The 25,368-nt window shown below is 59.4% G+C and carries 23 protein-coding genes; 11 read left to right on the top strand and 12 right to left on the bottom strand.

Annotated elements, in window-relative coordinates; translation table 11 throughout:
- Window positions 1-117: 117 nt before the first annotated feature.
- The 4 genes from AC0J6G_RS06475 to AC0J6G_RS06460 form a co-directional block, all read right to left on the bottom strand.
- Window positions 118-897 carry an ABC transporter substrate-binding protein gene (locus AC0J6G_RS06475; protein ID WP_475252352.1) on the bottom strand — a complete coding sequence of 260 codons (780 nt, stop codon included), beginning with the start codon at window positions 895-897 and terminating at the stop codon, window positions 118-120.
- A gap of 571 nt (window positions 898-1,468) precedes the next feature.
- Window positions 1,469-3,424 (bottom strand): acetate--CoA ligase, encoded by a 1,956-nt coding sequence (gene acs, locus AC0J6G_RS06470; RefSeq protein ID WP_475252350.1) that lies wholly within the window; start codon window positions 3,422-3,424, stop codon window positions 1,469-1,471.
- A gap of 255 nt (window positions 3,425-3,679) precedes the next feature.
- A complete protein-coding gene (locus AC0J6G_RS06465) occupies window positions 3,680-4,588 on the bottom strand; it encodes a DUF4824 family protein (protein ID WP_475252348.1) in 909 nt (302 codons plus the stop codon).
- A complete protein-coding gene (locus tag AC0J6G_RS06460) occupies window positions 4,585-5,658 on the bottom strand; it encodes a DUF2157 domain-containing protein (RefSeq protein WP_475252346.1) in 1,074 nt (357 codons plus the stop codon). Before AC0J6G_RS06460 ends, AC0J6G_RS06465 begins: the two co-directional genes overlap by 4 nt.
- 184 nt (window positions 5,659-5,842) lie before the next feature.
- On the opposite strand from AC0J6G_RS06460, the gene AC0J6G_RS06455 reads away from it, so the two are divergent.
- Entirely contained in the window at window positions 5,843-6,400 is a 558-nt protein-coding gene (locus AC0J6G_RS06455; RefSeq protein ID WP_475252344.1) for a nucleoside deaminase, read from the top strand.
- 4 nt (window positions 6,401-6,404) lie between these two features.
- Here the strand turns inward: AC0J6G_RS06455 and AC0J6G_RS06450 are convergent, their stop codons facing one another.
- Window positions 6,405-7,958, bottom strand: coding sequence for a sigma-54-dependent transcriptional regulator (locus tag AC0J6G_RS06450; protein WP_475252342.1), 1,554 nt, complete (start codon window positions 7,956-7,958; stop codon window positions 6,405-6,407).
- A 257-nt stretch (window positions 7,959-8,215) separates the two neighbouring features.
- Here AC0J6G_RS06450 and phhA point away from each other — a divergent pair, with 257 nt between their 5' ends.
- The 6 genes from phhA (at window position 8,216) to ggpS (ending at window position 15,983) form a co-directional block, all read left to right on the top strand.
- Window positions 8,216-9,001 (top strand): phenylalanine 4-monooxygenase, encoded by a 786-nt coding sequence (gene phhA, locus AC0J6G_RS06445; RefSeq protein WP_475252340.1) that lies wholly within the window; start codon window positions 8,216-8,218, stop codon window positions 8,999-9,001.
- 81 nt (window positions 9,002-9,082) lie between these two features.
- A complete protein-coding gene (locus tag AC0J6G_RS06440) occupies window positions 9,083-9,436 on the top strand; it encodes a 4a-hydroxytetrahydrobiopterin dehydratase (RefSeq protein WP_475252338.1) in 354 nt (117 codons plus the stop codon).
- A complete protein-coding gene (locus AC0J6G_RS06435; RefSeq protein WP_475252336.1) occupies window positions 9,433-10,629 on the top strand; it encodes an amino acid aminotransferase in 1,197 nt (398 codons plus the stop codon). The genes AC0J6G_RS06440 and AC0J6G_RS06435 overlap by 4 nt, the downstream gene beginning before the upstream one ends.
- 97 nt (window positions 10,630-10,726) lie before the next feature.
- Window positions 10,727-12,115, top strand: coding sequence for a DUF2254 domain-containing protein (locus AC0J6G_RS06430; protein ID WP_475252334.1), 1,389 nt, complete (start codon window positions 10,727-10,729; stop codon window positions 12,113-12,115).
- Window positions 12,116-12,332: 217 nt separating this feature from the next.
- Window positions 12,333-13,619: an MFS transporter gene (locus AC0J6G_RS06425; RefSeq protein WP_475252332.1), complete on the top strand. Its 1,287-nt coding sequence runs from the start codon at window positions 12,333-12,335 to the stop codon at window positions 13,617-13,619.
- A 96-nt stretch (window positions 13,620-13,715) separates the two neighbouring features.
- Window positions 13,716-15,983: a glucosylglycerol-phosphate synthase gene (ggpS, locus tag AC0J6G_RS06420; protein WP_475252330.1), complete on the top strand. Its 2,268-nt coding sequence runs from the start codon at window positions 13,716-13,718 to the stop codon at window positions 15,981-15,983.
- Window positions 15,984-16,045: 62 nt separating this feature from the next.
- Here the strand turns inward: ggpS and arfB are convergent, their stop codons facing one another.
- Complete coding sequence (arfB, locus tag AC0J6G_RS06415; protein WP_475252328.1) at window positions 16,046-16,459, bottom strand: alternative ribosome rescue aminoacyl-tRNA hydrolase ArfB; 414 nt, start codon at window positions 16,457-16,459, stop codon at window positions 16,046-16,048.
- 272 nt (window positions 16,460-16,731) lie between these two features.
- Between arfB and AC0J6G_RS06410 the strand changes: the two genes are divergently transcribed.
- Window positions 16,732-16,953: a co-regulatory protein PtrA N-terminal domain-containing protein gene (locus AC0J6G_RS06410; RefSeq protein ID WP_475252326.1), complete on the top strand. Its 222-nt coding sequence runs from the start codon at window positions 16,732-16,734 to the stop codon at window positions 16,951-16,953.
- A gap of 148 nt (window positions 16,954-17,101) precedes the next feature.
- Here AC0J6G_RS06410 and AC0J6G_RS06405 read toward each other — a convergent pair whose 3' ends face one another.
- Both AC0J6G_RS06405 and AC0J6G_RS06400 read right to left on the bottom strand, forming a co-directional pair.
- Window positions 17,102-17,527 (bottom strand): hypothetical protein, encoded by a 426-nt coding sequence (locus tag AC0J6G_RS06405; RefSeq protein WP_475252324.1) that lies wholly within the window; start codon window positions 17,525-17,527, stop codon window positions 17,102-17,104.
- A gap of 39 nt (window positions 17,528-17,566) precedes the next feature.
- Window positions 17,567-17,824 (bottom strand): heavy-metal-associated domain-containing protein, encoded by a 258-nt coding sequence (locus tag AC0J6G_RS06400; protein WP_475252322.1) that lies wholly within the window; start codon window positions 17,822-17,824, stop codon window positions 17,567-17,569.
- A 320-nt stretch (window positions 17,825-18,144) separates the two neighbouring features.
- Here AC0J6G_RS06400 and AC0J6G_RS06395 point away from each other — a divergent pair, with 320 nt between their 5' ends.
- Together AC0J6G_RS06395 and AC0J6G_RS06390 are read left to right on the top strand one after the other, a co-directional pair.
- Complete coding sequence (locus AC0J6G_RS06395; protein ID WP_475253629.1) at window positions 18,145-19,398, top strand: ferredoxin reductase family protein; 1,254 nt, start codon at window positions 18,145-18,147, stop codon at window positions 19,396-19,398.
- A gap of 161 nt (window positions 19,399-19,559) precedes the next feature.
- Entirely contained in the window at window positions 19,560-20,840 is a 1,281-nt protein-coding gene (locus AC0J6G_RS06390; protein ID WP_475252320.1) for a sensor domain-containing diguanylate cyclase, read from the top strand.
- A gap of 142 nt (window positions 20,841-20,982) precedes the next feature.
- On the opposite strand, the gene AC0J6G_RS06385 is transcribed toward AC0J6G_RS06390, so the two are convergent.
- From AC0J6G_RS06385 to AC0J6G_RS06370, 4 genes are read right to left on the bottom strand one after another with little or no spacing between them, the layout of a single operon-like run.
- A complete protein-coding gene (locus AC0J6G_RS06385) occupies window positions 20,983-21,711 on the bottom strand; it encodes an LrgB family protein (RefSeq protein ID WP_475252318.1) in 729 nt (242 codons plus the stop codon).
- Window positions 21,704-22,072, bottom strand: coding sequence for a CidA/LrgA family protein (locus tag AC0J6G_RS06380; protein ID WP_475252316.1), 369 nt, complete (start codon window positions 22,070-22,072; stop codon window positions 21,704-21,706). Before AC0J6G_RS06380 ends, AC0J6G_RS06385 begins: the two co-directional genes overlap by 8 nt.
- A gap of 11 nt (window positions 22,073-22,083) precedes the next feature.
- Entirely contained in the window at window positions 22,084-22,596 is a 513-nt protein-coding gene (locus tag AC0J6G_RS06375) for a DUF934 domain-containing protein (protein ID WP_475252314.1), read from the bottom strand.
- On the bottom strand, window positions 22,593-24,263 hold the full coding sequence (locus tag AC0J6G_RS06370) for a nitrite/sulfite reductase (protein ID WP_475252312.1): 1,671 nt from the start codon (window positions 24,261-24,263) through the stop codon (window positions 22,593-22,595). Before AC0J6G_RS06370 ends, AC0J6G_RS06375 begins: the two co-directional genes overlap by 4 nt.
- A 395-nt stretch (window positions 24,264-24,658) precedes the next feature.
- Here AC0J6G_RS06370 and AC0J6G_RS06365 point away from each other — a divergent pair, with 395 nt between their 5' ends.
- Window positions 24,659-25,315, top strand: coding sequence for a DsbA family oxidoreductase (locus AC0J6G_RS06365; RefSeq protein ID WP_475252310.1), 657 nt, complete (start codon window positions 24,659-24,661; stop codon window positions 25,313-25,315).
- Window positions 25,316-25,368 lie beyond the last annotated feature (53 nt).

The raw sequence follows: 25,368 nt of genomic DNA, 5'->3' as shown, positions 1-25,368 counted from the left end.
CTCTTATTACCTCATGCAAACGCCTGGCGGCGCCTGGAAGTACAACGAAAAAGTGGCGCATAGCCTACACAGAGCAAGTTTGCGCCACTTTCAGTGAAGACGACGGATCGAACTCAATCAGTCGCCGTAGACGTTAAAGTCGAAGTATTTATCCTGCACTTCTTTGTATTTGCCATTGGCACGGATGGCCAGGATGGCTGCGCTGATTTTGTCAGCCAGCGCTTTGTCACCTTTGCGCACGGCAATGCCCTGACCTTCGCCGAAGTATTTGACGTCGGTGAAGTCCGGCCCAACAAAAGCAAAACCTTTACCGGCATCGGTCTTCAGGAAGCCATCGTCAATATTCACTGAGTCAGCCAGGGTGGCGTCCAAACGGCCAGAGTTCAGGTCAAGGAAGATTTCGTTTTGCGAGCTGTAACGCACGATTTCAGCGCCCGATGCGGCAAATACATCGGTAGCAAAACGGTCGTAAACAGAAGAGCGCTGCACGCCAATTTTCTTACCTTTCAAATCGACGGCTGGATCTTTCAGCTCAGTACCGGCTTTCATCGCCAGTTTCGCCGGCGTGGCGTAGTACTTACCGGTGAAGTCCACAGATTTTTTGCGATCGTCAGTAATCGACATCGACGACAGCACCGCATCGAACTTGCGAACTTTCAGCGCAGGGATCAGGCCGTCAAACTCCTGCTCGATCCATTTGCATTCCACTTTCATCTCTTCGCACAGGGCGACGCCAATGTCGTAGTCAAAACCGCTGATGGCCCCTTCAGGGGTTTTGAAGGCAAACGGCGGGTAAGCCGCTTCGATACCAATACGCAGCGGCTTGGACTCTTCAGCCATGGCCAGCGGCGACAGCATGGACAGCGCCAGTGCGCCGAGAAGTGCAATCTTCTTCATCTTGTGACTCCTTCGAATGGGTATGGCCTTACATCGGCATAAGGCTGTTGGCGTAAACAGTGTCAGCAAGTGGTGTAGCGCACCCAAGCTGCATCAATTCTAGTAAGTCACCACCAAGCTGCGCACCGCACACTACTCAGACGGACCTGCGCCGGGTGAGCGGCATTCTAGCGACAGCTCGAAAGTCGATATTTCTTCAATGCGACAAGTAATTACAAAAGACCAGGGCGGGCACTGCGGGGATATTGACAACCCTTCTAAAACATGAAGGACAGAAAAGATAGCAAACTAATTTATAAAGCAATAACCGCGCCCAGTTCCAAAAACCCAGTGTTTTAGGGGCTTCATCGCGGCTTTTACTTTCCACCCCCCGGCAAAGCGGCGCGCTATTCTGGCGCAAAACGTTCCCGCACACCCCATAAAAGTGCGCATTGTTACGCCAAGGCAACAGCTAAGTACCCAGATGAAAATCGATAAGTGGATATCAGCACGTGATCATCCCCCAAAAAGCACAACGCCCTGCCCGGCTTGTGACCGAAACAGGGCGTTGTTTACAGGGGGCTAAGCTAGGTTAGGCAGCCTGCATGTCGCGGTGAGTGTCGATGAGGTGCTGCACCACGCTAGGATCGGCCAGCGTGGAGATGTCGCCGAGTGAATCATATTCGGCGGTTGCGATCTTGCGCAGGATACGGCGCATGATCTTGCCCGAACGAGTTTTCGGCAGGCCTGGGGCCCACTGAATAACATCCGGTGTAGCAATTGGGCCAATTTCCTTACGCACCCAGTTCTTCAGCTCCTGACGCAGTTGCTCGGATGGCTCCTGCCCCTGGTTCAGGGTTACATAAACATAAATGCCCTGACCCTTGATGTCATGCGGGACACCCACCACTGCCGCTTCTGCTACGTGCGGATGAGCGGCTATTGCGCTTTCCACTTCGGCGGTGCCCATACGGTGGCCAGAGACGTTGAGCACGTCGTCCACTCGACCGGTGATCCACCAGTAGCCGTCTTCGTCGCGGCGAGCACCGTCGCCGGTGAAGTACATGCCTTTGAAGGTTTTGAAGTAGGTATCGACGAAACGGTCGTGATCACCATAGAGGGTGCGCGACTGACCCGGCCACGAATCAAGAATCACCAAGTTGCCTTCAGCCGGACCTTCGATCAGGTTGCCCAAGTTATCCACCAGTGCGGGAACCACACCGAAGAACGGACGGGTCGCCGAGCCCGGTTTGAGCGCTGTAGCACCCGGCAACGGGGTAATCATGAACCCACCGGTTTCAGTCTGCCACCAGGTGTCAACGATCGGGCAGCGCGACTGGCCGACCTTCTCGTAGTACCACTGCCAAGCTTCTGGGTTGATCGGCTCGCCCACCGAACCCAGTAGACGCAGGCTGGAACCATCCGCACCGTCCACAGCCGCATCGCCTTGAGCCATCATGGCGCGAATAGCGGTCGGCGCGGTGTAGAGGATGTTGACCTTGTGCTTGTCGATGATCTTCGACACACGGGTGACATCGGGATAGTTAGGAATGCCTTCAAACATCAGCGTGGTCGCGCCGTTAGCCAACGGGCCATAGACGATATAACTGTGGCCGGTGACCCAGCCAACGTCGGCGGTGCACCAGTAAACATCACCCGGCTTGTAATCAAATACCCGCTCATGGGTCAGCGCGGCATACACCAGGTAACCACCAGTGGTGTGCAGCACGCCTTTGGGCTTACCCGTAGAGCCGGAGGTGTAAAGGATAAACAGCGCTTCTTCGGCGCCCATCTCTTTCGGTGCACAGACGCTACCGGCTACCTTCAATAGGTCTTCGTACCAGATATCGCGATGCGGGTTCCACTTGATATCTGAACCCGTGCGCTTAACCACGATGACTTTCTGGATGCTGCGCGTTTCTGGGTTAGTCAAGGCGTCGTCAACGTTCGCCTTGAGTGCAACCTTCTTGCCGCCACGCAGGCCTTCATCCGCAGTGATGACCACTTTGGACTGACAGTCGATGATGCGCCCGGCCAGCGCCTCTGGGGAGAAGCCGCCAAACACCACCGAGTGAATGGCACCGATGCGGGTACAGGCCAGCATGGCGACCACGGCTTCGGGGATCATTGGCATGTAAATGGTGACGACGTCGCCGCGGTGCACATCCTGGCCGCGCAGAGCGTTGGCCAGCTTGCAAACTTCTTCATGCAATTCGCGGTAGGTGATATTGCGGCTGTCTGCCGGGTCATCGCCTTCCCAAATGATCGCGACTTGATCACCGCGCTCAGCCAGGTGACGGTCCAGACAGTTATAAGAAACGTTCAAGGTGCCGTCAGCAAACCATTTGATGTCAACGCGATGATCGTCAAAAGAAGTTTGTTTGACCTGGGTGAACGGCTTGATCCAGTCAAGGCGCTGAGCCTGCTCACGCCAGAAGCCATCAGGGTTGATGACTGACTGCTGGTACATGGCTTTATAGGTTGCCTCGTCGGTCAACGACTGGGCCGCCACCTCAGGGCGCACGGGATACAAGGACGCAGCACTCATTAGAAACACCTCGATGGGTAGTTGTTGTTCTATGCCCCATTCTGTAGCCAGCACCCCAGCCTAGGGCCATTCGACCATGGTCTTAACACTTAGAGACAATAGTGCTGAGGGCTGAACAGGACTTTTCACGCGCAAAAAAAAAGCGACCTAAGCAGGTCGCCACTCAAATCATTCCGAGGGGGAATGCAGAAACGTTTACATCCAAACCACGCAGGATTGGAACGTTCTCAGTCTCTGCCAACAGATTGTGCCCGGCTATTGCACCATGGTCGTAGGCAGCGGTGGCCTGGCGCTCAGGTCGATCACCCAAGGCTCCAACCGCCGACCGAATGCGAGCTCGGCAGTGAAGCGTTTCTGGTAATTCGGGTATTGCGCATCTGGCTGATCAGCCCGCTGCGGCAAGCTATCGAACGTCGCGTACCAGCGTTGCGGCAGGTTGATACTGTGAAGCCCTGGGGTATTGGCTGTGCCACCCAGCTGCCAGGTAAAACGCTGGCTTGCTGGCCGCGGATCGGCACCCTCGCCCGCCCACGCCGTGATCACACTCGTGGCCTGTACCTCGACAATGGCGCGCACGATGGCGTAACGCTGCCGGTCCGGATAGCGCGCACGCAGCGCCTGCTGATCCAGCCCCACATCCACCACCAGCAGGCGGCTGGCGCGGTGTTGTTCTTGCTCCAGGGCCCTCGCCGCGCTCTCGGCTGCCGTCTGCAGCTCTTTGCTGTCGGGTACGGACGTATACAGCCGCTGAGCCTCTGTATGTGCCGCGCGAACTAACGCCAACTCGCGCTGAAAAGCGCTGCCGTCCAACTCCAGCACCAGCAATGCCTCACGATCTAACTGACGTCGATAGCGGCTTACCGCTTGTTCATTTAACTCATCGGGTAGCTGGAAACCCAACCCGGCCATTTTCTCGGCACTGATCGCAAAGGAGTCAGGGAGATCGCCCGTGCGAGTCGGCCAGCGGTAATCCAAGCGCAGCGCCAGGCTGCTGTTGTCCTTGCGCCAATAGGTGTAGGCATTGCCAAGCTCGCGTTCGGACAGCTGCAGGCGGCTTTCCTCAGGCGGCTGGCGATTCCAGGCCACGCCCGCCAGGACAATGGCGTTGACCAGGCCAATCATCACTAGGCCGGCAACCAGATAACGCACACGTACGCCGCTCATTGCCCACCTCCCAGCAAACCGTGACGGCTACGCAAACGCCGCAGCACCAGCAGAATCAGCACCGCACTCAAGCCCAGCACCAGGAAGAACAGGTACTTGGGCATGCTCTGCCACCACCAGTCGAACAGTTTGATGTAAAGGAAAATCACAAAGAAGCTCAGCCCGGTGTTCACCACATCCGTCCATTCGCGGCGCACACCTAACCAAATCACCAGCGCCGCGAGGATAAAGCCGCCAATCTGGTAGGCATTCTCGATGTACTCGGGCGAATAATCGACGTAGCTACCCGCGCCCCAATGCGACAGCACCAGCACCGGCACAAACACCCCGAGCAGGCCAAATACCCGATAGATCACCGCAAAGCCATCAAAACGACGCTGATCGACCAGCAATGGCACCACGAAGATCAGCAGCGCCGGCGAGATGAAATTCTCCGGCCGCTGGGCAAACCCCAGCCAGTAAATGCCGCCCCAGCTGCCAAGCCGCGCCGCGACAAACGCCAGCAGACAACTCAAGCCGATCGCCAGCAGCAGGCGCGCGCTGCAGGCATAGGCCAGCAGCAGCGCGTAGAACATCCAGGGCAGCAAGGCGTTGTTAGACGGAGTGATATTGAAGATCTGTCCGAGCATGACGATATTCAGCACAAAACAGGTAAAGGCCACCAACGCCGCCAGCTTGCTGAAGTAACCCGAGCTATCGAGGCGCTGCACCCACAGCGTCATGCCGAATGAAGCGATGCTCGCCGTCAGCAGAATCGTCACCTGGCTCTGGGTGCCGAACAAACCCCAGAACTGGTAGAACAGAAAAAACACACTGGCCGCCAACGCCAACGCGCCGAGGAACGAGGCAATACGCATGCCCAGCGACAGCTGCCGCGCCTGAATATCGTGATCGATATCGAAAGCCGACAGGTAGCGGTTGAGCAATTGCTGATGATGGCTGTACAAAGTGGCGCGCTGGCTATCCGTCAGGCTCAACACCTGCTCCGCCTCAAGGCGCGCCAATTCACGGTTGAAAACACCAATGTCATCGGCACGTTGCTGGGCATCACTGCGGTTTAAGGTTGGCATGGCAATCCTTGCGGCGGGTCCATCAGGTTATAGGTTGATCAGCACACTCTAGCGCTAAAGTTTCCGCGATGGGCTGACCCAGTAGAGGGTTCGCAAAGGCAAATAACGCTCGCGGCTAAAGCCCCTCCTACAAACAACATGTCCATGGCTAAACTGCCCTAAGCATTTAGCCCACGGAAGACCGATGAAAAGCGTCCATGCCGATCTACTGCAACACGCCCCTCCCAGCCTAAAACCAGCCGACACCTGGGCCAGGCTGTGCTGTGAACAGGCGCTGTTGGCAGTAGAGCAAGGCTGCTATGGCGTAGGCGCGGTGCTGGTTAACCGGGATCAGGAACTGCTGTGCAGCGCGCGCAATCAGGTATTTGTCGATGGCTACTACAACAGCGCCGCTCACGCCGAAATGTTGCTCCTCGATCAACTGGAAACTGAGTACTCAAAGCAGGACCGTAGCGCCCTCACCCTGTACGTCAGCCTGCAACCTTGCCTGATGTGTTACGGCCGCATCCTGCTGGCAGGCATCACCCGGGTGCGTTACCTGGCTCGTGACAAGCCAGGCGGCTTTAACGGCAAATACCTTCCCGCAGCCTGGGCCGACCTGGCCGCACACACCTCGGTATACCAGGCAGATGTAGACCGCTACTGGATCAACCTGGCTGAGCAGGCGATCAACCAATTGCAGGATCGTCAGGCGTTACGTGAACGCGTGGTAGCGGCATGGCGTGGTAAGCCGCAGGGTTGAAGCTCTATTCCTTGCCCAATCCATGCTGACGCAACTTATTAGCAATCGTGGTGTGTGACACGCCAAGACGCTTGCCTAGCTGACGGCTGCTGGGATGATCGTGGAATAAGCGCTCCAGCACGGCTTTTTCAAAGCGGCCGAGAATCTCATCCAGGCCGCCCTCTACCGAGAACTCGCCCAGCGGCTGCGGCGCACCGTAGTCTGGCAGGCGGATATGCTCACCTTTGACCACCCCGCCGTCACACAGTGAAACAGCCTGGAACAGCACGTTCTCCAGTTGGCGCACGTTGCCCGGCCAGTGGTAGTGACCGAGTTTATCCAGCACTTGTGGTGCGAGCTTGGGCAGCGGGCAACCGATCTGCCGGCTGGCCTGGTCGAGAAAGTGCTCCACCAGCGGCGGCAAGCCGTCCAAGCATTCACGCAGCGGCGGAATGTGCAGGCTGAGCACGTTGAGGCGGTGATACAGATCCTGACGAAACTCGCCCTTGGCACATAGCTCGGACAGATCGACCTGGGTGGCGCACATTACCCGCACATCCAGGTAGACCTCCTCATCACTGCCGACCCGGCGGAAGCAGCCATCCTGCAGAAACCGCAGCAGCTTGGCCTGCAGGCGCGGGCTCATCTCACCCACCCCATCAAGAAACAGCGTACCGCCGGCAGTCAGTTCCAGCAGGCCGAGTTTGCCCTCGGGGCGAGCGCCTTCGAAGGCGCCGGGGCCGTAACCGAACAGCTCGGTTTCGGCCATGGATTCCGGCAGACCGGCGCAGTTCAGCGCCATAAACGGCGACTGCCCACGCGGGCTGGCCAAGTGGCAGGCACGCGCCAGCAGTTCCTTGCCGGTGCCGGTTTCGCCCTCGATCAACAGCGGCGCATCCAGCGGTGCCATACGCCGCGCTTCGCGCACCACCGCTGCCATGATCTTGGAGCTCTGGAATATCGAATCGAAGCCGCGCAGTTCCTGCTTGCGCACGTTGTAGATGCGCTCGCCCACCCGATCCGCCCGGTGCAGGGTCAACACCGCGCCGGCCATGGCATCACTCTCTTCATGCTCGGTTTGCAGCGGCGCGATATCGGCGAGAAACACATCGCCCTTCACTTTCACCCGCAGGCCATTGATCCGCGACTTGTTGGCGCGCACCAGCTCCGGTAGGTCGAAGTCCTCGGCATAACGCGACAGCGGAATGCCCGGCACCTCATCCACTCGCACCCCAAGCAACTGTGCGGCGCTGCGGTTGGCCGCGACGATTGAGCCACCCATATCGATCGACAGCACCGGAAAATCCAGCGCGCCGAGCAAGGCATTCAGCTCCAGATGCCGACGCTCGCTGGGCATCAGGCCCACCCGTTTGACACCGAACACCCCGGGAATCGCCTCGAACTTGGGCCGTAATGACTGAAATTGCAGGTTGATCAGGTTCGGGCAGTGCAGGTAGATGGCATTGCCCTGCTCGCCACCGACTTCGCCGCGGGCGACGTTGATGCCGTATTCGACCAGCAGGTTGAGGATGTCGCGCAGGATGCCAATTCGGTTCTGGCAGTGGACTTTGATACGCATGGCAGGGCTCTTGTGGGTCTTGTTATGACCGTCAACGGCGAACAATCGACGTTGGCGGCGGATTATTCGTCAAGAATATGTGACAGATTAGCGCAGCAGCAAGACGATACTTCGCCACGCCGGCACATACGTAATCAATTCTTTACGAAATACCCACCCTTTCCTACTGCATCCACTCCAGGTCATGGCTGCATAACTGCACGAGCAGGCGTATTCCTGAGTCCAATACAACAACAAAGCCCCAGCAGGAGGCAGCGATGAAGAGCACGCAATACTTGGCGCGCGAACCGGATGACAGTGGCTTTATCAATTACCCGGAGGCCGAGCATCAGGTATGGAATACCCTGATCACCCGTCAGCTCAAATTGATCGAAGGGCGCGCCTGCCAGGAATACCTGGACGGGATCGAGCGGCTCGGCCTGCCCCATGAGCGCATTCCGCAGCTCGGCGAGATCAATCAGGTGTTGCAGGCCAGCACCGGCTGGCGCGTGGCGCGGGTGCCGGCGCTGATTCCGTTTCAGACCTTCTTCGAGCTGCTGGCCAGCAAGCAATTCCCGGTGGCGACCTTTATTCGTACGCCTGAGGAACTGGACTACCTGCAAGAGCCGGATATCTTCCACGAGATCTTTGGTCACTGTCCGCTGCTGACCAACCCCTGGTTCGCCGAATTCACCCACACCTACGGCAAGCTCGGTTTGGCCGCCAGCAAGGAAGAGCGCGTGTACCTGGCGCGCCTGTACTGGCTGACCATCGAGTTCGGACTGGTCGACACCAGCCAGGGTCGCAGGATTTATGGCGGCGGCATCCTCTCCTCACCGAAGGAAAGCGTGTATTGCTTGTCCAATGAGCCGCAGCGTTTGGCTTTCGACCCGATTGAGGCGATGCGTACGCCCTACCGCATCGACATCCTGCAGCCGCTGTATTTTGTCCTGCCCGAGCTCAAGCGCCTGTTCGAACTGGCCCATGAAGACATCATGGGCATGGTCCAGCAGGCCATTCGCCAGGGCTTGCATGCGCCGAAGTTTCCGCCGAAAGCCGCGTAAGGTGGACATGCCGCCACTCCAACAAACGGTGGGCAAACTGCGCATGCCCACCCTACAAAATCTTATATTCAGGAGAACCCCATGAGCCTTGCCCAAGCCAAATGCGAAGCCTGCAGTGCCGATGCCCCGAAGGTCAGCGATGACGAGTTAGCTGAACTGATCCGTGAGATCCCCGACTGGAACATCGAAGTACGTGACGATCATATGGAGCTGGAACGGGTTTACCTGTTCAAGAACTTCCGCCACGCCCTGGCCTTTACCAACGCGATCGGCGCCATCGCCGAGGAAGTCGGCCACCATCCAGCGCTGCTCACCGAATGGGGCAAAGTCACCGTGACCTGGTGGAGCCATGAAATGGGCGGCCTGCACCGCAACGACTTCATATTAGCCGCACGCACCGATGTGCTGGCTGCAGGTGCCGAGGGCCGCAAGTGAGCCATTTCCAAAGCATAGTGCGAGTGCCTGGCGACCCGATTCTCGGCCTGATGGACGCCTATCGGCTTGATCGCAACCCGGCCAAGCTCGATCTCGGCGTCGGCGTGTACAAGGACGCCCAGGGCCTGACGCCGATTCCACGCGCAGTGAAACTGGCCGAACAGCGGCTGGTGGAAAGCGAAACGACCAAGAGCTATATCGGCGGCCATGGCGACCCACTGTTTGGCAGCCTGCTCAGTCAGCTGGTACTGGGTGCCGACAGCCCGCTGCTGGCCGAACGCGCTGGCACCACCCAGACCCCTGGCGGCACCGGTGCGCTGCGCCTGTGTGCGGACTTTATCGCCCACTGCCTGCCGGGCCGTGGCATCTGGCTGAGTGACCCGACCTGGCCGATCCACGAGAGCATCTTTGCTGCCGCCGGCCTGCGCGTTGGGCATTACCCCTATGTTGGCGCGGACAACCAGCTGAATGTCGAGGCGATGATCGCCGCCCTCACCCACGTGCCCAAGGGCGATGTGGTGCTGCTGCACGCCTGCTGCCACAACCCCACCGGCTTCGATCTCACCCCGCGCGACTGGAAGCGCGTGCTGGAGGTGGTCAAAGCCCGCGAGCTGCTGCCGCTGATCGACTTCGCCTACCAGGGTTTTGGCGATGGTCTGGAGCAGGACGCCTTTGCTGTGCGCCTGTTTGCCGCCGAGTTGCCCGAACTGCTGATCACCAGTTCCTGCTCGAAGAATTTCGGCCTGTACCGCGAACGCACTGGTGCGCTGATCGTCTGCGCCGAGACTGCGACAAAGCTGCAGGATGTGCGCAGCCAGCTGGCGTCTATCGCCCGCAATCTGTGGTCCACTCCGCCCGCCCACGGCGCGGCAGTGGTCGCCACTGTCCTGGCTGACAGCGAGCTGAACAGCCTCTGGGTCAGCGAGCTGGACGCCATGCGCCAGCGTGTTGCCAGTCTGCGTGCCAGCCTAGTTGAAGCCTTGCAGCCTTATGGTCTGAGTGAGCGCTTTGCGCATATCGCGCTGCAGCGCGGCATGTTCTCCTACACCGGCCTGAGCCCAACCCAGGTGCAACGCCTGCGTGATGAGTTCAGCGTGTATATGGTCGGCTCAGGTCGGGCCAATATGGCCGGGCTCGACGCCGAGCGCCTAGATCAACTGGCCAGCGCCATTTCGCGCGTCTGCAGCGACTGAAACGTACCTGAGCCCCGCCACAGCACCGGGGCTCGGGTAGAAGTATGTGCCGACAAGCTTGCTATAGTCGCCGCACGCCCATAGCACCGAGACGCCCGTGCCCCGCTTGTTGAATTTTGCCTTCCGCCTGTACCAGCGCATCTTGCACAGCCTGGCCCTCTATCCAACGCTGATCGCGTTGGGTTTCTTCGTTTTGTGCCTGCTGAGCATGAGCATCGAATACCAGCCCTGGATGATGTCGCTCAAAGGCGAGTTTGATGTCGGCCTGGTGCGCAATGCCGACAATGCCCGCTTGATTCTCGGCACGCTGGTCGGCGGCATCCTCTCGCTGATGGTGTTCAGCTTCTCCATGGTCATGGTGGTGCTCAACAATGCCGCCGCCGCGCTGTCACCGCGCGTAGTGCCTGGCCTTATCAGCGATAAAAGCCATCAGAAGACCCTGGGCTTCTACCTCGGCACCATCCTTTTTTCGCTGCTACTGATCACCACGATTGAACTGGATAACTCAACCCAGGTACCCAGCCTTGGCGTGCTGATGGCATTAGCGATGGGCATCGCCTGCCTCGGCCTGTTTGTGCACTTTATCCACTCGATTTCCCGCTCGATTCAGGTGGAGTACATCCTCAACAACCTGTACCACACCACCCTGGCCAAACTCGCCGCACGCGAAGCCAAGCTGGCCGCTATCGACAACCTGCCCAGCTGGCCAGAGGATCAAAACTGGCAGGAAATCTGCGCGCAACGCAGCGGTTATTTCAAAGAGCTCAACGTCGACACGATCAACACCATCTTGTGTGAGCACGATCTGCGCATGACCGTGATGATCCACCGCGGGTTCTTCGTGATGAGTGGCCGGCCGCTGTTCAAGCTTGACCGCCAGGTCGATTCGGCAATCACCGATGCGCTGCTCGACTGCTTCGATTTCTTTCTCGAGGAATACGCCCACACCCACTACCTGTTTGGCTGCACGCAGATGTCAGAAATCGCCGTCAAGGCGCTCAGCCCCGGTATTAACGATCCTGGCACGGCGATTACCGCCATCGACCTGCTCAGCGTGCTGTTCAGTAAGCGTCTGGCGTTGCCGGACCTGGATGTCACCCTGGCGAACGATGGCCCGCCACGCCTGCTGCATTACGAGCTCTCGCTGGATGAGTTGCTGCAACGGGTATTCGGCCCAATTCGCCACTACGGCTGCGCCGATGTGAGTGTGCTGATTGGTTTGCTGCAGGCCTTCAAGAACCTGCTCTACCAGCCGCTGCGCGCTGCGCAGAAAACCGATCTGCTGCGGCATGTGCGCAGCGTGCAGGAAACCGCCGATCAGCACCTGAGCAACAGCCGTGATCGCGACGCCATCAACCAGCTGCTCGAACGTATCAACCAGAACAGTGCAGCCCTGGAGCCGATTGCCCTGCTTGGCATACAGGGCAGCAAGAGCGCTGAAAACAACACCCAGCAACCTTCGACCGGCTCGCGGGAAGCCTTGTAAGCGCGACGGGGAAGCCGAGGCCTGACCACGAGCAGTATGGGTGCAGCACGGCGTTTCAGCGCCCTCGGCGCACGCACAGGCAATGCCTGGAAAAATCAAAAGACCGTTTATCTATAAAAATAACCTTTTAGAAACAATTACTTAGTTCGCTACCCGGCTAAGCACTGGCACCCTTCATGCTTGCACTCAGCGGCATAGTTCCCTAGGGTAGGTCGCCATGTGGTCCCTGATTGCCCCTATCAGCTCGTTGCTCGGTGGGGTTGCTTTACTCCTCCTCGGCAATGGTCTGCTCAACACCCTACTGACCCTGCGTGGCGTCGCCGAAGGCTACTCCACCTCGATGCTCGGCCTGATTATGTCCGGGTATTTTGTCGGTTTTCTCCTTGGCACGTGGCTGGCGATTCCGCTGGTCCGCCGCGTTGGGCATATCCGTGCGTTTGCCTTTTGCGCCGCCCTCGCTGCCATAACCGCCCTGCTGCATGTGCTGATTATCGACCCGTGGGTCTGGCTGGGCCTGCGCGTGCTCTATGGCCTGGCGCTGGTCAGCCTGTATATGGTGATCGAGAGCTGGCTTAACGCGCAGGTGCCCAACGACAAACGCGGCCAGGTGTTTGCCGTATACATGGCGGTCAACCTCGGCGCACTGGCCGCTGCGCAGCAGCTGCTCAATCTGGCCTCGGCGAGCGACTTCGTGTTGTTCGTGCTGGCCGCCATGCTGATCAGCGCGGCCTTGATGCCCATTACCCTCACCCGGCAGATCCAACCCAGCGTGCCGGACACCTTGCACACCAACCTGCGGCAGATCGCCGGTATCGCCCCGCTGGCGCTGGCCGCCGCTGGCTTATCCGGCCTGGCCCTCGGCGCGTTCTGGGGCATGGCGCCGGTATACGCCAGCCTGAACGGCTTCGATGCCACCGGCGTGGGTTTGCTGATGAGCAGCACGATTCTCGGCGGCGCGTTGCTGCAATGGCCGATTGGTATCTACTCGGATAAACACGACCGCCGCCTGGTGCTGTTCTGGGTGGTCGCGCTGGCCGTAGTGGTCGCCGTGCTGATGAGCCTGTTGCCGGCCGGTCGCCTGCTGCTTGGGCTGATGTTTATCTGGGGCGGCCTGGCCTTTGCCATCTACCCGATTGCCGTGGCGCAGTTGATCGACCAATTACACAGCGATGAAATCCTCGCCGGTTCCAGCAGCCTGCTGATGGTCAATGGCATTGGCTCGGTGTGCGGCCCGCTGCTCGCCGGCCTGCTGATGCAGCACCTCGGCGCTCAGGCGCTACCGCTGTATTTCGCCGCCACGCTCGGCCTGCTCGCGGCTTACACGCTGTACCGCCTGCGCCATGTCAGCGACCTGGTCAGCGAACCAGCCGGGCACTTTATGCCCATGCTGCGAACCAGCCACACGGTGCTCGAGCTGATGCCCGACGCACCGCCAACAGACGACCCAGACCAAACTGACTCAAATGAGGACCCGCCCAACCCGGCACTGCAGACGCCGGGGTAAACCAAGAGACGAACGCCCCGTGGCGCAATCGTCCATAGCTCGTCGGCCTTTGTCGGCGCGTCACTGCACCCACTTAACTGGACAGGAAGACAGCGCATGTTACTTGCCACCGATCTCGATGGAACCTTTCTCGGCGGCGATCCCAAGGATCGCCTGAGCCTCTATCAGACCATCGCCGCTCATCCGGAAATCCGTCTGGCCTACGTCACCGGCCGCAGCCTGGAGTCGGTGCTGCCACTGCTGGCAGACCCGACCCTGCCGCAACCGGATTTCATCATCTCCGACGTTGGCGCCAGCCTGGTGCATGGCGACACCTTGCAGCCGATTCAGCCGCTGCAAAGCGCGGTGGACGCCCTCTGGCCCGGCGACAGCCAGGTTGCCAGCGCCATCGAACGCTTTGCCCTGGAGCGCCAGGACGTGCCGCAGGTGCGCCGCTGCTCCTACTTCTGCGGCCCGGAGCAGGCGGCCAACCCGGCCCTGCTGGAAGTCGCAGAAAGTTTGGGCTGCGACCTGCTCTACTCGGCCGAGCGCTACCTGGATTTTCTGCCCAAGGGCGTCAATAAGGGCAGCAGCCTGCAAGCGTTGATCGACTGGCTGGAACTGGACAACGACCAGGTGCTGACCGCCGGCGACACCCTGAATGATCTGAGCATGCTCAGCGGCCAGTTCAAGGGCGTGTGCGTCGGCGCGTCCGAGCCGGGCCTGCTGCAGGCCACGCGGCAGTACTCGCGGGTATTCCACGCCGAGCGCGCCGGTTGCGGCGGCATTCTTGAGGCCTTTGTGCATTTTGGCTTTCTCGGCAAACAGGGCATCGCCGCCGAAGGCAAGCAAGTCGCCGACCCGGGCAAGGCCGATCTGGTGATGGTCTACCACCGCCTGCCCTATGAAGAATACCGTGGCGCCGATGGCAAGCTGCAACGCCGCCGCCCGACTTCACCCAATGGCATTATTCCGACCCTGTTGAGCTTCTTTGGCGATGGTCGCGCCGGCTCCTGGGTAGCCTGGGCCGAGCATGACGAAAACAGCGGCGAAACCTTCGACAGCCACACCACAGTAGATGCCGAACGCTACCCAAAGCTGACCGCCGCACGGGTGGCGCTGAGCAAGGAAGAAGTCGACATTTTCTACAAGCGCTTCTCCAAGGAAGCCTTCTGGCCGACCCTGCATACCTTCTGGGAGCGCGCGCAGTTCCGTGAGGACGACTGGCAGGTATTCCTCAAGGTCAACCGCGCCTTTGCCGAACGCACCGCCCTGGAAGCTGCTGAGGGCGCCACAGTCTGGCTGCACGATTACAACCTGTGGATGGTCCCCGGCTACCTGCGCGAGCTGCGCCCGGACCTGCGCATCGCCTTCTTCCACCACACCTACTTCCCCTCGGCGGATGTGTTCAACGTACTGCCATGGCGCCGGCAGATCATCGGCAGCCTGCTGCAGTGCGACTACATCGGCTTTCATATCCCGCGCCAGGTGGAGAACTTCGTCGATGCCGCGCGCGGCGTGATGCCGCTGCAAACCGTCAGCCGGCAGAACTGCGCGCCACGCTTTATCACCTATGGCTGCGCCGTGGGCCTGGAGCGCATGACCACCGCCGTGGACACCGGCAACCGCGTGGTCAAACTCGGCGCCCACCCGGTGGGCCTGGATATCGAGCGGGTGCGCAGCGCCCTGGCCGCACCGAAGATCAGGCAAATGATGGAACGTCTGCGGGCTGAGCTTGCTGGGGTCAAACTGATTCTCTCGGTGGAACGCCTCGACTACACCAAAGGCATTCTGGAAAAGCTCAACGCCTACGAGCGCTTGCTGGAAGAAAACCCCGAGCTACTGGGCAAAGTCACCTTGGTCACCGTGTGCGTGCCGGCCGCCAAGGAAATGACCATCTATGACGAGCTGCAAGGGCAGATCGAGCAGGCCGTGGGCCGTATCAACGGCCGCTTCGCCCGCATCGGCTGGACGCCGCTGCAGTTCTTCTTTCGCAGCCTGCCGTTCGAGGAAGTCAGCGCCTGGTACGCCATGGCCGACGTGATGTGGATTACCCCATTGCGCGACGGCCTTAACTTGGTGGCCAAGGAATTCGTCGCCGCTCAGGGCTTGCTGGATGGGCGTGGCGTGCTGGTGCTCTCAGAATTTGCCGGCGCCGCCGCCGAGCTCAAAGGTGCTCTGCTGACCAACCCGCACGACCCCATGGATATGACGCAAACCTGTTACGTGGCGCTGAATATGCCCAAGGCCGAGGCTCAAGCGCGCCTGCGTGAGCTGTTCGATATCGTCAACTACAACGACATCCGCCGCTGGGGCGATGAGTTCCTTGCCGCTGTCAGCGACCCGCAGGAGCAACTGGACCGTGTTCTCGGCCTGGTCGGCTAGCGAGCCCACCAACATTGGCAGGGGAAGTTGGGCCTGTGTCGCGCGATTGGCTGACGCAGCCCTCAGAAATCCACTTTGCCCCTGCCCGCCTTAATCGCGCCGCGTTTGGTTTTGCCTTCCAGGCGGCGCTTCTTTGAACCCAGGGTTGGTTTGGTGGGGCGGCGGGTTTTCTCGGTTTTACCGGCGCTGCGAATCAGCTCGGCCAGGCGCTCAAGCGCATCCGCGCGGTTCTGCTCCTGCGTGCGGTATTGCTGGGCCTTGATGATCACGACACCTTCGGCGGTGATGCGATTGTCGCGCAGCGCCAGCAGCCGCTCTTTGCAAAACGGCGGCAGAGACGAAGCCTGGCTGTCGAAACGTAGGTGCATCGCGCTGGAGACTTTATTGACGTTCTGCCCGCCTGCACCCTGAGCGCGGATGGCCGTCAGCTCAATTTCGTCATCTGGCAGATGAACGCTGTTGGAAATAACCAGCATGAGCAGGCTTCAACACAGAAAGGGGCGTTGAGGATAACGCGAACGCTCTGCCACTGATATTAGGCATGCGCGGCAGACTCACGCAGAGCCAAGCGAGGTGTGACCAAGGGCCCGTCTACCAGCCGCGCGTAAATGACGCCAGCAGCGCAGGTTACGCAAATGTAATCCTGGCTTCAGCTTACTGACAGGGTGTGTTGGTTAACGTGGCGTCGAGCCTAACGCTCGCCCCCTGTTTTGATCAGGGGCCGCCTTACACGATGAGAATGAGTGCAATGAAATCAATCAAGACCCTGTTGGTAGTCGCCGCCCTGAGTGTTTCCGGTTTAGCCATGGCCGAAGGTGGTGCCGAACGCACCCTGGCGCGCATGGAACAGGCCCGCCAGGTGTCGTTGCAAGCCTATCAGGCCGCTAAACAGCAAGCCGAAGCGGCTGTTGCCGACAGCCATGCCGAGCACGGTGAGCACGCCAGCAGCGACAGCAATAACGGCGCGTAACCGTGAGGGCCAATACTGTTGCGGCATAAACACCGTTGGGCCAACGCGATGCCGCTCAGGCTTGCCTACGCCAAATGGTTGCGATTGTGCGACGTCACCGGCAGCACAGCGCGCACTTCCAGCCCAGGCTTAGTGCTGTGTAGCGCCCCTACTGGTTAGTAGGAGCCTGCAGGTCCATCATCAGCTGCATCATCGCGTCCATCATGCGCAGGTGACTGTCCATGTGAGCGCAGTCCATCGATGTGGCGGTGGACGTGCCGCCCATGTGGCTACCCATGCCGGCCCCCATTCCTTTACGCATTTGCCCCATCATGGCCATGCCATTCTGCATCGACGCCATGCCTTCTTGCTTCAAGGCCGCACGTTCTTGCGCGGTCTTGGCTGCCATCATCTTTTCATGCAAGTCCTGCATCGCTTGGGTGTGCTGCTCAAGCGTGGCGGCATCCGGCTGTGAGGCGGACGCCGCCTCAGCCGGGTGATGAGCCGAGTGCTCACTGGCTGCCTCGGGGGTGGCTGCATGGGCGCTGGCCGCTAATGCGAATACCAGTGTGGCGATCAATTGCTTAGTGTTCATGGCTATCTCCATTGAAACGGGACGTACAGTCAGCGCCGCTTAATGGCAGCAGCAGCCGCTCTTGGCTTTTTTGATCGGCGCGGAAGGTGTCGCTGCCGCACTGACCGCCACCGGGGAGTAGCCCGCACTCACAATGGCCTGGCTCAGGTCAGCGTCACTGCTTACAGATTCAATGTGCGCCCAGTGCGATGGCAGGTCGATTTGCACTTGGGCGGCCGGGTCCAACGCCTGCACCGCGTGGGTAATGGCTTTTATGCAGTGGCCGCAGGTCATGTCTTTTACTTCGAAGGTGGTCATTGCGCGCTCCTTTGAGAGCAGTGGGTGATGATTCACTTTCATCCTTGCCGCCGTGGCAAGGTCAAGCGAAAAATCACTCATTGGCAATGATTTAAAATGCCCCCGCATCTGCACGGGGCATTCCCCCGGCCGGGCACTATCAGCGCGTGGCATCCACTGGTTTTATGGATAAGCGTTGCTTGCTTCTACCGTGGCCATATTGTTGTGGCCCAGACCATTGGTGTTATTCGGTAAACTACAGCGCGGCGGCAGGCCCAAGTCATTTACAGGTGGACTGTCTGAAAGCGTATTCACGCTGGGTAGATAGGGGAGCGTTCAGATTGAAAACGTGGCAGTGCATCGTCGGTCTTTTGCTCATCACAACATTAACGCTGCTGCTTGAAATACCGCCCCATACTTGGTTGACCTCAGCGAGCCTCAGCCTGATTCTCGGCACTACAGCGCTGGTTTATATGGCCGCCTCTTGCCTGCTGGCCAGCCGCTGGAGCGTTGTAGAAAGCGCGTTTGGTGGCCTGGACCGGGTCTATGAAACGCATAAATGGTTAGGCGTGTGGGCACTGGTATTTGCCTCGTATCACTTTGTGTTTAAGGCCAACCTGGATGAGTGGAACAGCGTCGCTATTGTCGAGCTGCCCAAATACTGGACGCGTCTGGTACGCCAGCTGAGTTTCATCGCATTGGGTTTAATCGTCCTGCTCGCGTTGAACCGCAATATCCCTTATAGCCAGTGGCGCTGGTGGCACAAACTTTCCGGCCCGTTATTTCTAATCGTTATCTTGCACTGGCTGAGCTTTAAATCCCCGATCACCTTGAACAGTCCTTCGGGTATTTGGCTGGGGGTATTCTGCGCAGCCGGTGTTGTCGCAGCCTTATACAAACTGGTGCTGTACCCGTTTGTAGCGCGGGCGGGCGAATATCGCGTGGTGGCAGTTGCCCGCGACAAAGGTGCGCTGCACTTGACGCTGGAACCGCTGCACAAGAAGTTTGATTTTAAAGCCGGGCAGTTTGCGTTTCTGGCGATGCAGCAAAAAGGCCTGCGCGAGCCGCACCCTTTCACGATTGCCAGTGCCAATACAGCCAACGGGCAGATTGAGTTTGTGATTCGCGGGCTGGGGGATTACACCAAAAAGCTTTGCGAGTGCGCCCAGGTGGGCATGCACGCAGATTTATACGCGCCTTATGGCCGCTTCAAACGCCCCGCTCAGGCCGAACGTGAGGTATGGATCGGCGCCGGTGTCGGTATTTCACCCTTTATTTCCTGGCTGCAAGACCCGGATGCTAAGGACTTCGATAAGGCGACCTTGGTTTATTGCTTCAACCCCTCGCGCGCTTTTCCGCCTCTCGAGACAATGCAGGCCATGGCGCAACAGCGAGGCGTGGCGTTTGTCGCTAACAGCGGCGGCCTTGAGTTGCTGGCTGACACACTGCGCCAGGCGGTCACCCAAACTGAGCCCCACAAGGTTCATGTGAGTTTTTGCGGCCCTAAGGGATTACTGGCCAAAGTCGCTGAAATGATGGCTGCCAACCAGATTCCAGCCGCCAACCTGCACACCGAGTTATTTGAATTCCGCTGACCACAGGGGCGCTGTTAAAGCGCCGTGGTGCTGCGGCAAATTATGGCGCTAACGCTGAGCGGGGAATCAGCCGTGCAGGCACAGATTGCGACGGCCTACCCTATCAGCGTTAACCCTCAGTCATCGTCGAGCCCCCCACTCGCATGGAGTTTTTTCCCATCATGAATGCGATTGCTAGCCACATCGACCCGAGCCTGATTACCTTTGCTCTTGAGCAGTCGTACAACGCTGTTTTAATGACAGACGCCAACGCTGACGGCCAAGGCCACCGCATCGTTTTCGCCAATCAGGCGTTTCTGCGCATGACCGGCTACAGCGCAGAAGAATTACTGGGGCAAAACCCGCGGATACTTCAGGGCCCGGAAACCGATCGTGCGGTGATTGAGCGGCTGCGCCAGTGCCTGCAAGAAGGCACTTATTTTCAGGGGTGGACGGTTAACTACCGCAAAGATGGGCGGCCGTACTCTGTCGAATGGAATATCTCCCCCGTGCGTAATCCAACCGGAGAGATTACCCATTTCATCTCCATACAACATGACATCAGCAACCTGATGGCTGCCCAGAAAACGACTCAGCTCCTCGCTCGCGTTCTTAACGCCACGGATGATGGCGTGGTCATCACTGACAGCCATGGAACCATCGAGTTTGTGAACAAAGGCTTTGAGCAGATCACCGGCTACGGCATCACCGAAGCACTGGGTCGTAACCCGAGCATGCTCGCGTCAGGCAAGCAGGACACTGCGTTCTATAAAGACATGTGGGATACCTTGAAACAAGGCCGCTCCTACAAAGGTACGTTTGTTAACCGCAGCAAGAACAATGAGCTGATCTACTGCGACGAAACCATCACGCCACTGACCGATGAGACAGATAACGTCACCCATTACGTAAGCATTTTCCGCGACCTGACGACCCGCGTACTGGAAGAACAGATGTTCCGAGAAATGGCGCGCATTGATGGCTTAACGGGGGCCATAACCCGAGACGCCGGAGAACTGGCACTCGAAAATGCCTACATGCAATACCGCGAAAGCAAACTGCCCATGTCGATCGCGCTCGCCGATATTGACCACTTCAAACAGGTCAACGACCGCTTGGGGCACGCCACGGGCGATGCCGTGCTCAAGTCGGTTTCGGGCAGTATGATTGCCACACTGCGGGCGAACGACACGGTCATACGCTGGGGCGGCGAGGAGTTTCTGCTTATTTTTGGCGGCTGCGACCTGGATCAGGGGCTGCGCCTGGCAGAACGTTGCCGGCAGACGGTCGAAGGCCTACAGCACGAAGACGTTGGGCCGATTACCACCTCGATCGGCTTGGGTGAGTTGCAGCCGGACGAAGCGTTGGCAGACTTTATTGAGCGGGTGGATAAAGCCCTTTACCGCGCCAAAAACACGGGCCGCAACCGGGTACAGGTGTCTGAGCCGGCGCAGCCATCCTAAACAGTACTTGCGGGCGGTAAGTGGCTTGTTTAGGTATTTGCTGAGCGCCGGTCGTGGCAGCGATTCACGGCTTTAGATCAACCCGAGTACAACAGAAGACAGCGCGGGAGTCTTGCTCCCGCCTGCCCTCCGGATCGCCCCATCACAGGCTGGCCAACACCCAGCCCATCAGCAACGGCAGCAGGACCGCGCTAATCACGCCCAGCAGGCTCATACCCAGGGCGGCAAATGCGCCACATTCCGAACCTTCTTCCAGCGCCCGCGCCGTGCCGATTGCGTGCGCGTTAATGCCATAGCTCAAGCCGCGCGCAGCCGGGTGAGTGACATTGAACAGGCCCAACAGCCAAGGCCCCAGTGCCGTGCCGATAACCCCAGTCAGCATAACGAAGACCGCCGCGAGCGATGCCAAACCGCCGAGCTGTTCCGCCGCCAGCATGGCGATGGGCATGGTCACCGACTTGCCGGAGAGGCTGGCCAGCACCGGCAGTTGTGCGCCCATGGCATGAGCGATTAACAGCGTCAGCATAACCGTCACCGTACCGCCCACCAGCACGGTCAGCAGCACCGGCCAGGCCAACTGGCGAATGCGTTTGATGTTGTTGTACAGCGGTACAGCCAGGGCGATGGTCACCGGGCCAAGCAGGAAGGCGATGGGGGCGGCGCCTTCACGGTAGGTGGCGTAATCCATGCCACACGCCAGCAGCGTGCCCACCACCAGCAACATGGAAACCATCACCGGTTGCAGCACCAGCCAGCCACTGCGCCGGTACAGCCACAGAGCAAACTGGAATGCCAGCAGGGTCAGCCCCACGGGAAATAGAGGGTGGTCAACCACCAGTTGACTCACGGTCATCCACGACCACTCACTCATGGCCGTCCTCCACGTTCTGCTCAACGCGAATGGCCAAACGTTGCATCATCCAACCGCACAACGGCACCGTGACCAGCAGCGACAGGCAGAGCGCCGCCATGATGGCCGGCAGGTCGGCAAGCAGTTCATCGCTGGCCAGCATGATCCCGGCGGCGGGCACAACAAACAGCAGCGGCAGATACTGCAGTAGGATGCTAGAGGCTTGGCCCACCGGCTCACTGACCTCACCGCGTAGCAGCAGATAGCCAAACAGCAGCAGCAAACCGATCACGCTGCCCGGCAGCATGGGTAGCAGCAACTCACTGACGAGGCTGCCAACAATTTGCAGGAGGACCAACCAGGTCAATCCTTTCAACACCATGAGAACACTCCTTAAGTACGACGGCGAAACAGTGGCCGTGGCTCAATCGCTGAACGCCCATATACCACACTCACGCCAGGCAATCCCTTGAGGGCATCCTCGACGGACTTGTCCTCACGCACCGCAAATGCATCAAAGCCGCACTGGCGCATGTGGCTAAGCTGGTCACGCAACACATCGCCGACCGCGCGCAACTGGCCCTGCCAGCCAAGCCGCGTGCGTAGCAAGTAAGCCTGGCTGTAGCCACGGCCATCGCGAAAGCTGGGAAAGTCGATGGCAATCAGCGGCAGGACTGGCAGATAAGGTTGCACGTTTTCCACCTCGTCGTCCGGCGACAGGCAGATGCCATCGACGCTCAAGGTTTCGCCCTGCAAAACGGCCTCGTCTTGTCGCTCCAACCAGGCGCTCAACGAGAGGATTAACGGCTCGTGGCGGTGCAGCGCGAGGTTGTCACCGGGCAGCTGCCACGGGTCGTCCGCGACGATGCGGGGCGTGCCGTCAATCAACCTGATGAGGTTCTTCATGCGCGCTCCTGCTGTTTGCGGTAGACCTGCTCCTTGAACGGCTCCAGACCGATGCGCTGCACGGTATCGACAAAACGCTCGTCAGCCTCGCGGTAGTCGGTGAAGGTGCGCACCAGCCCATCAATCACCTCCGGAATCTGCGCCGCACTGAACGCCGGGCCAATCACTTTACCCAAGGCACTGGCCTTGCCCTGCGCCCCGCCGATGGTCACCTGATACCACTCACTGCCGTTCTTATCGACGCCAAGAATGCCGATATTGCCAATGTGGTGATGGCCACAGGCATTTATGCAACCGGAGATATTCAGGCTGATATCGCCCAGGTCATGCAGGTAATCCAGGTCATCGAAGCGCTGCTGAATCGCCTGAGCAATGGGGATCGATTTGGCATTGGCCAGGGCGCAAAAATCGCCACCGGGGCAAGCAATCACGTCCGTCAGCAAGCCGATGTTCGACGTCGCCAGGCCCACCTCAGCTGCGGCCTGCCACAGCGCATACAGATCCGCCTTGCGGATATCGGGTAGCACCACGTTTTGCTCGTGAGCAATGCGCAGCTCAGCAAAACCAAAACGCTCGGCCAGGTCAGCCAGCACCTCCATCTGCTCGGCGGTGACATCACCCGGTGGTGCACTGATGCCCGGTTTGGTCGACAGCACCACAGCGGTATACCCCGGCACCTTGTGCGCCAGGGTATTGCGTGACACCCAGCGGGCAAATTCGGCGTCCTGCGCTAAGGCGGTGCCAAAGCCCAGGTCAACCTCAGGCAGTGACTGGTACGGCGGTGCGATGAACGCATCGGCCACCCGCTGGTATTCCTCTCGAGTTAATTCAGCTGGGCCGTCTTTGATGTGCTGCCACTCGGCTTCAACCTCACGGGCGAACGCCTCGATGCCCAGGGCTTTGACCAGAATCTTGATGCGCGCCTTGTACTTGTTGTCACGCCGGCCATGGCGGTTGTACACGCGCAGCACCGCCTCGACGTAGGACAGCAAATGCTGCCAGGGCAGCGCCTCACGAATCTGCTGGCTGAGAATCGGCGTACGTCCCAGGCCACCGCCGACCATGACTCGCAGCAGCAATTCGCCGGCCTCGTCGCGGTACAGGTACAGGCCGATGTCATGCATCATTACCGCCGCGCGGTCTTCCTCGGCGGCGCACAGAGCGATCTTGAACTTGCGCGGCAGGTAGAGAAATTCCGGGTTAATGGTTGACCACTGGCGCAGAATTTCCGCCAGCGGGCGCGGGTCGAGTAACTCATCGGCCGCAACACCGGCGAAGGCCTCGGTGGTGATATTGCGCACGCAGTTGCCCGAGGTCTGGATTGCATGCATCTCTACAGCCGCCAGGTGCTCAAGGATATCTGGCACCTGCGCCAGCTCGATCCAGTTGAACTGGATATTCTGCCGGGTGGTGAAATGCCCGTAGCCGCGATCATAGTGCCGCGCAATATGCGCCAAGGCGCGCATTTGCCGCGCGGCCAGCGTGCCGTAGGGAATGGCCACCCGCAGCATGTAGGCATGCTTTTGCATGTACAGGCCATTTTGCAGGCGCAGCGGCAGAAACTCTTCTTCGCTCAACTCACCCCGGATACGCCGCTCAACCTGATCACGAAACTGCGCCACCCGTTCGCGCACCAGCGCCTGGTCGTATTCATCGTATTGGTACATCGGCGGCCTCAGCTGATATCGGGAGGGCAACACTATGCCCACGGCCCTGATACCGAAACAGCCGCAGATTCAGCAGAAAAATACGGATCAGATGCCTTCTTCGCGAACCCGCGAGGGCCACAGCCAGGTGATTGTTTTCACTGCGCAGCACGGTGGCGAGCAATTCAACTGCACACAGGTGGCAATCGCAGCACTCGCTGAATAATCAACCTTGCCCATCTGATAAAGACAACAGGCGGCATTTCCAGCAGTGGCTATCCGGGCTACCGTGTTGCGCACACCCAGGCACAATTAACGTGCGCAGGGTTATTTGCGTGAAACGCGGACACCCGCCGGCTGGAGCGCCAAAGCCTGGGCACGGCTCACTTCATTGAATGCAACCAAAGGAATCAACGATGGCCACCCCTACTGCAAACACACTGCACATCGACATCGTCTCTGATGTGATGTGCCCGTGGTGCATCATCGGTTACCGTCAGCTGGCACAGGCGTTGGAAGCCAGCGGCAGCGCCTATGAAATCCAGTGGCATCCATTTGAACTGAACCCGGATATGCCCGCCGAGGGCCAGAACCTGCGCGAGCATATCGCCGAGAAATATGGCGCGACCCCGGCGCAATCGCAGCAGAACCGCCTGCACATGACCCAAGCCGGCAAAGACGTAGGTTTTACCTTCGACTTTGCCGACGATATGCGCATGCACAACACCTTCAATGTTCATCAGCTCTTGCATTGGGCCAACCTACAAGGGCGCATGCACGATTTAAAACAGGCGTTGTTTATCGCTCATTTCAGCCATCGTCGTAACCTTTCCGACCACAGCGTGCTGGCAGATATCGCGGCCGAAATTGGCCTGGACCGCGACGAAGCGCTGGCCATATTGGCTGACCAGCGTTTTGCCAGCGCCGTGCGCGCGGCCGAAAAAACCTGGATCGCGCAGGGCATCAGTGGCGTACCCGCTGTGGTCTTCAACCATCGCCACCTCGTCACCGGTGCGCAGGGTGTCGAGAACTACACGCGCATTCTGCAACAGTTGGCCACGGCAGAAGGCTGAGCGCGGCGATAGCCACTAACTACCGAGCCGCCCCAGAGTGCTGGGGCGGCTCG

The organism is Pseudomonas sp. TS_SC_3 (assembly GCF_056156225.1).
The sequence above is the reverse complement of the archived record's forward strand: the minus strand, read 5'-3'. Positions and strand labels throughout refer to the sequence as shown.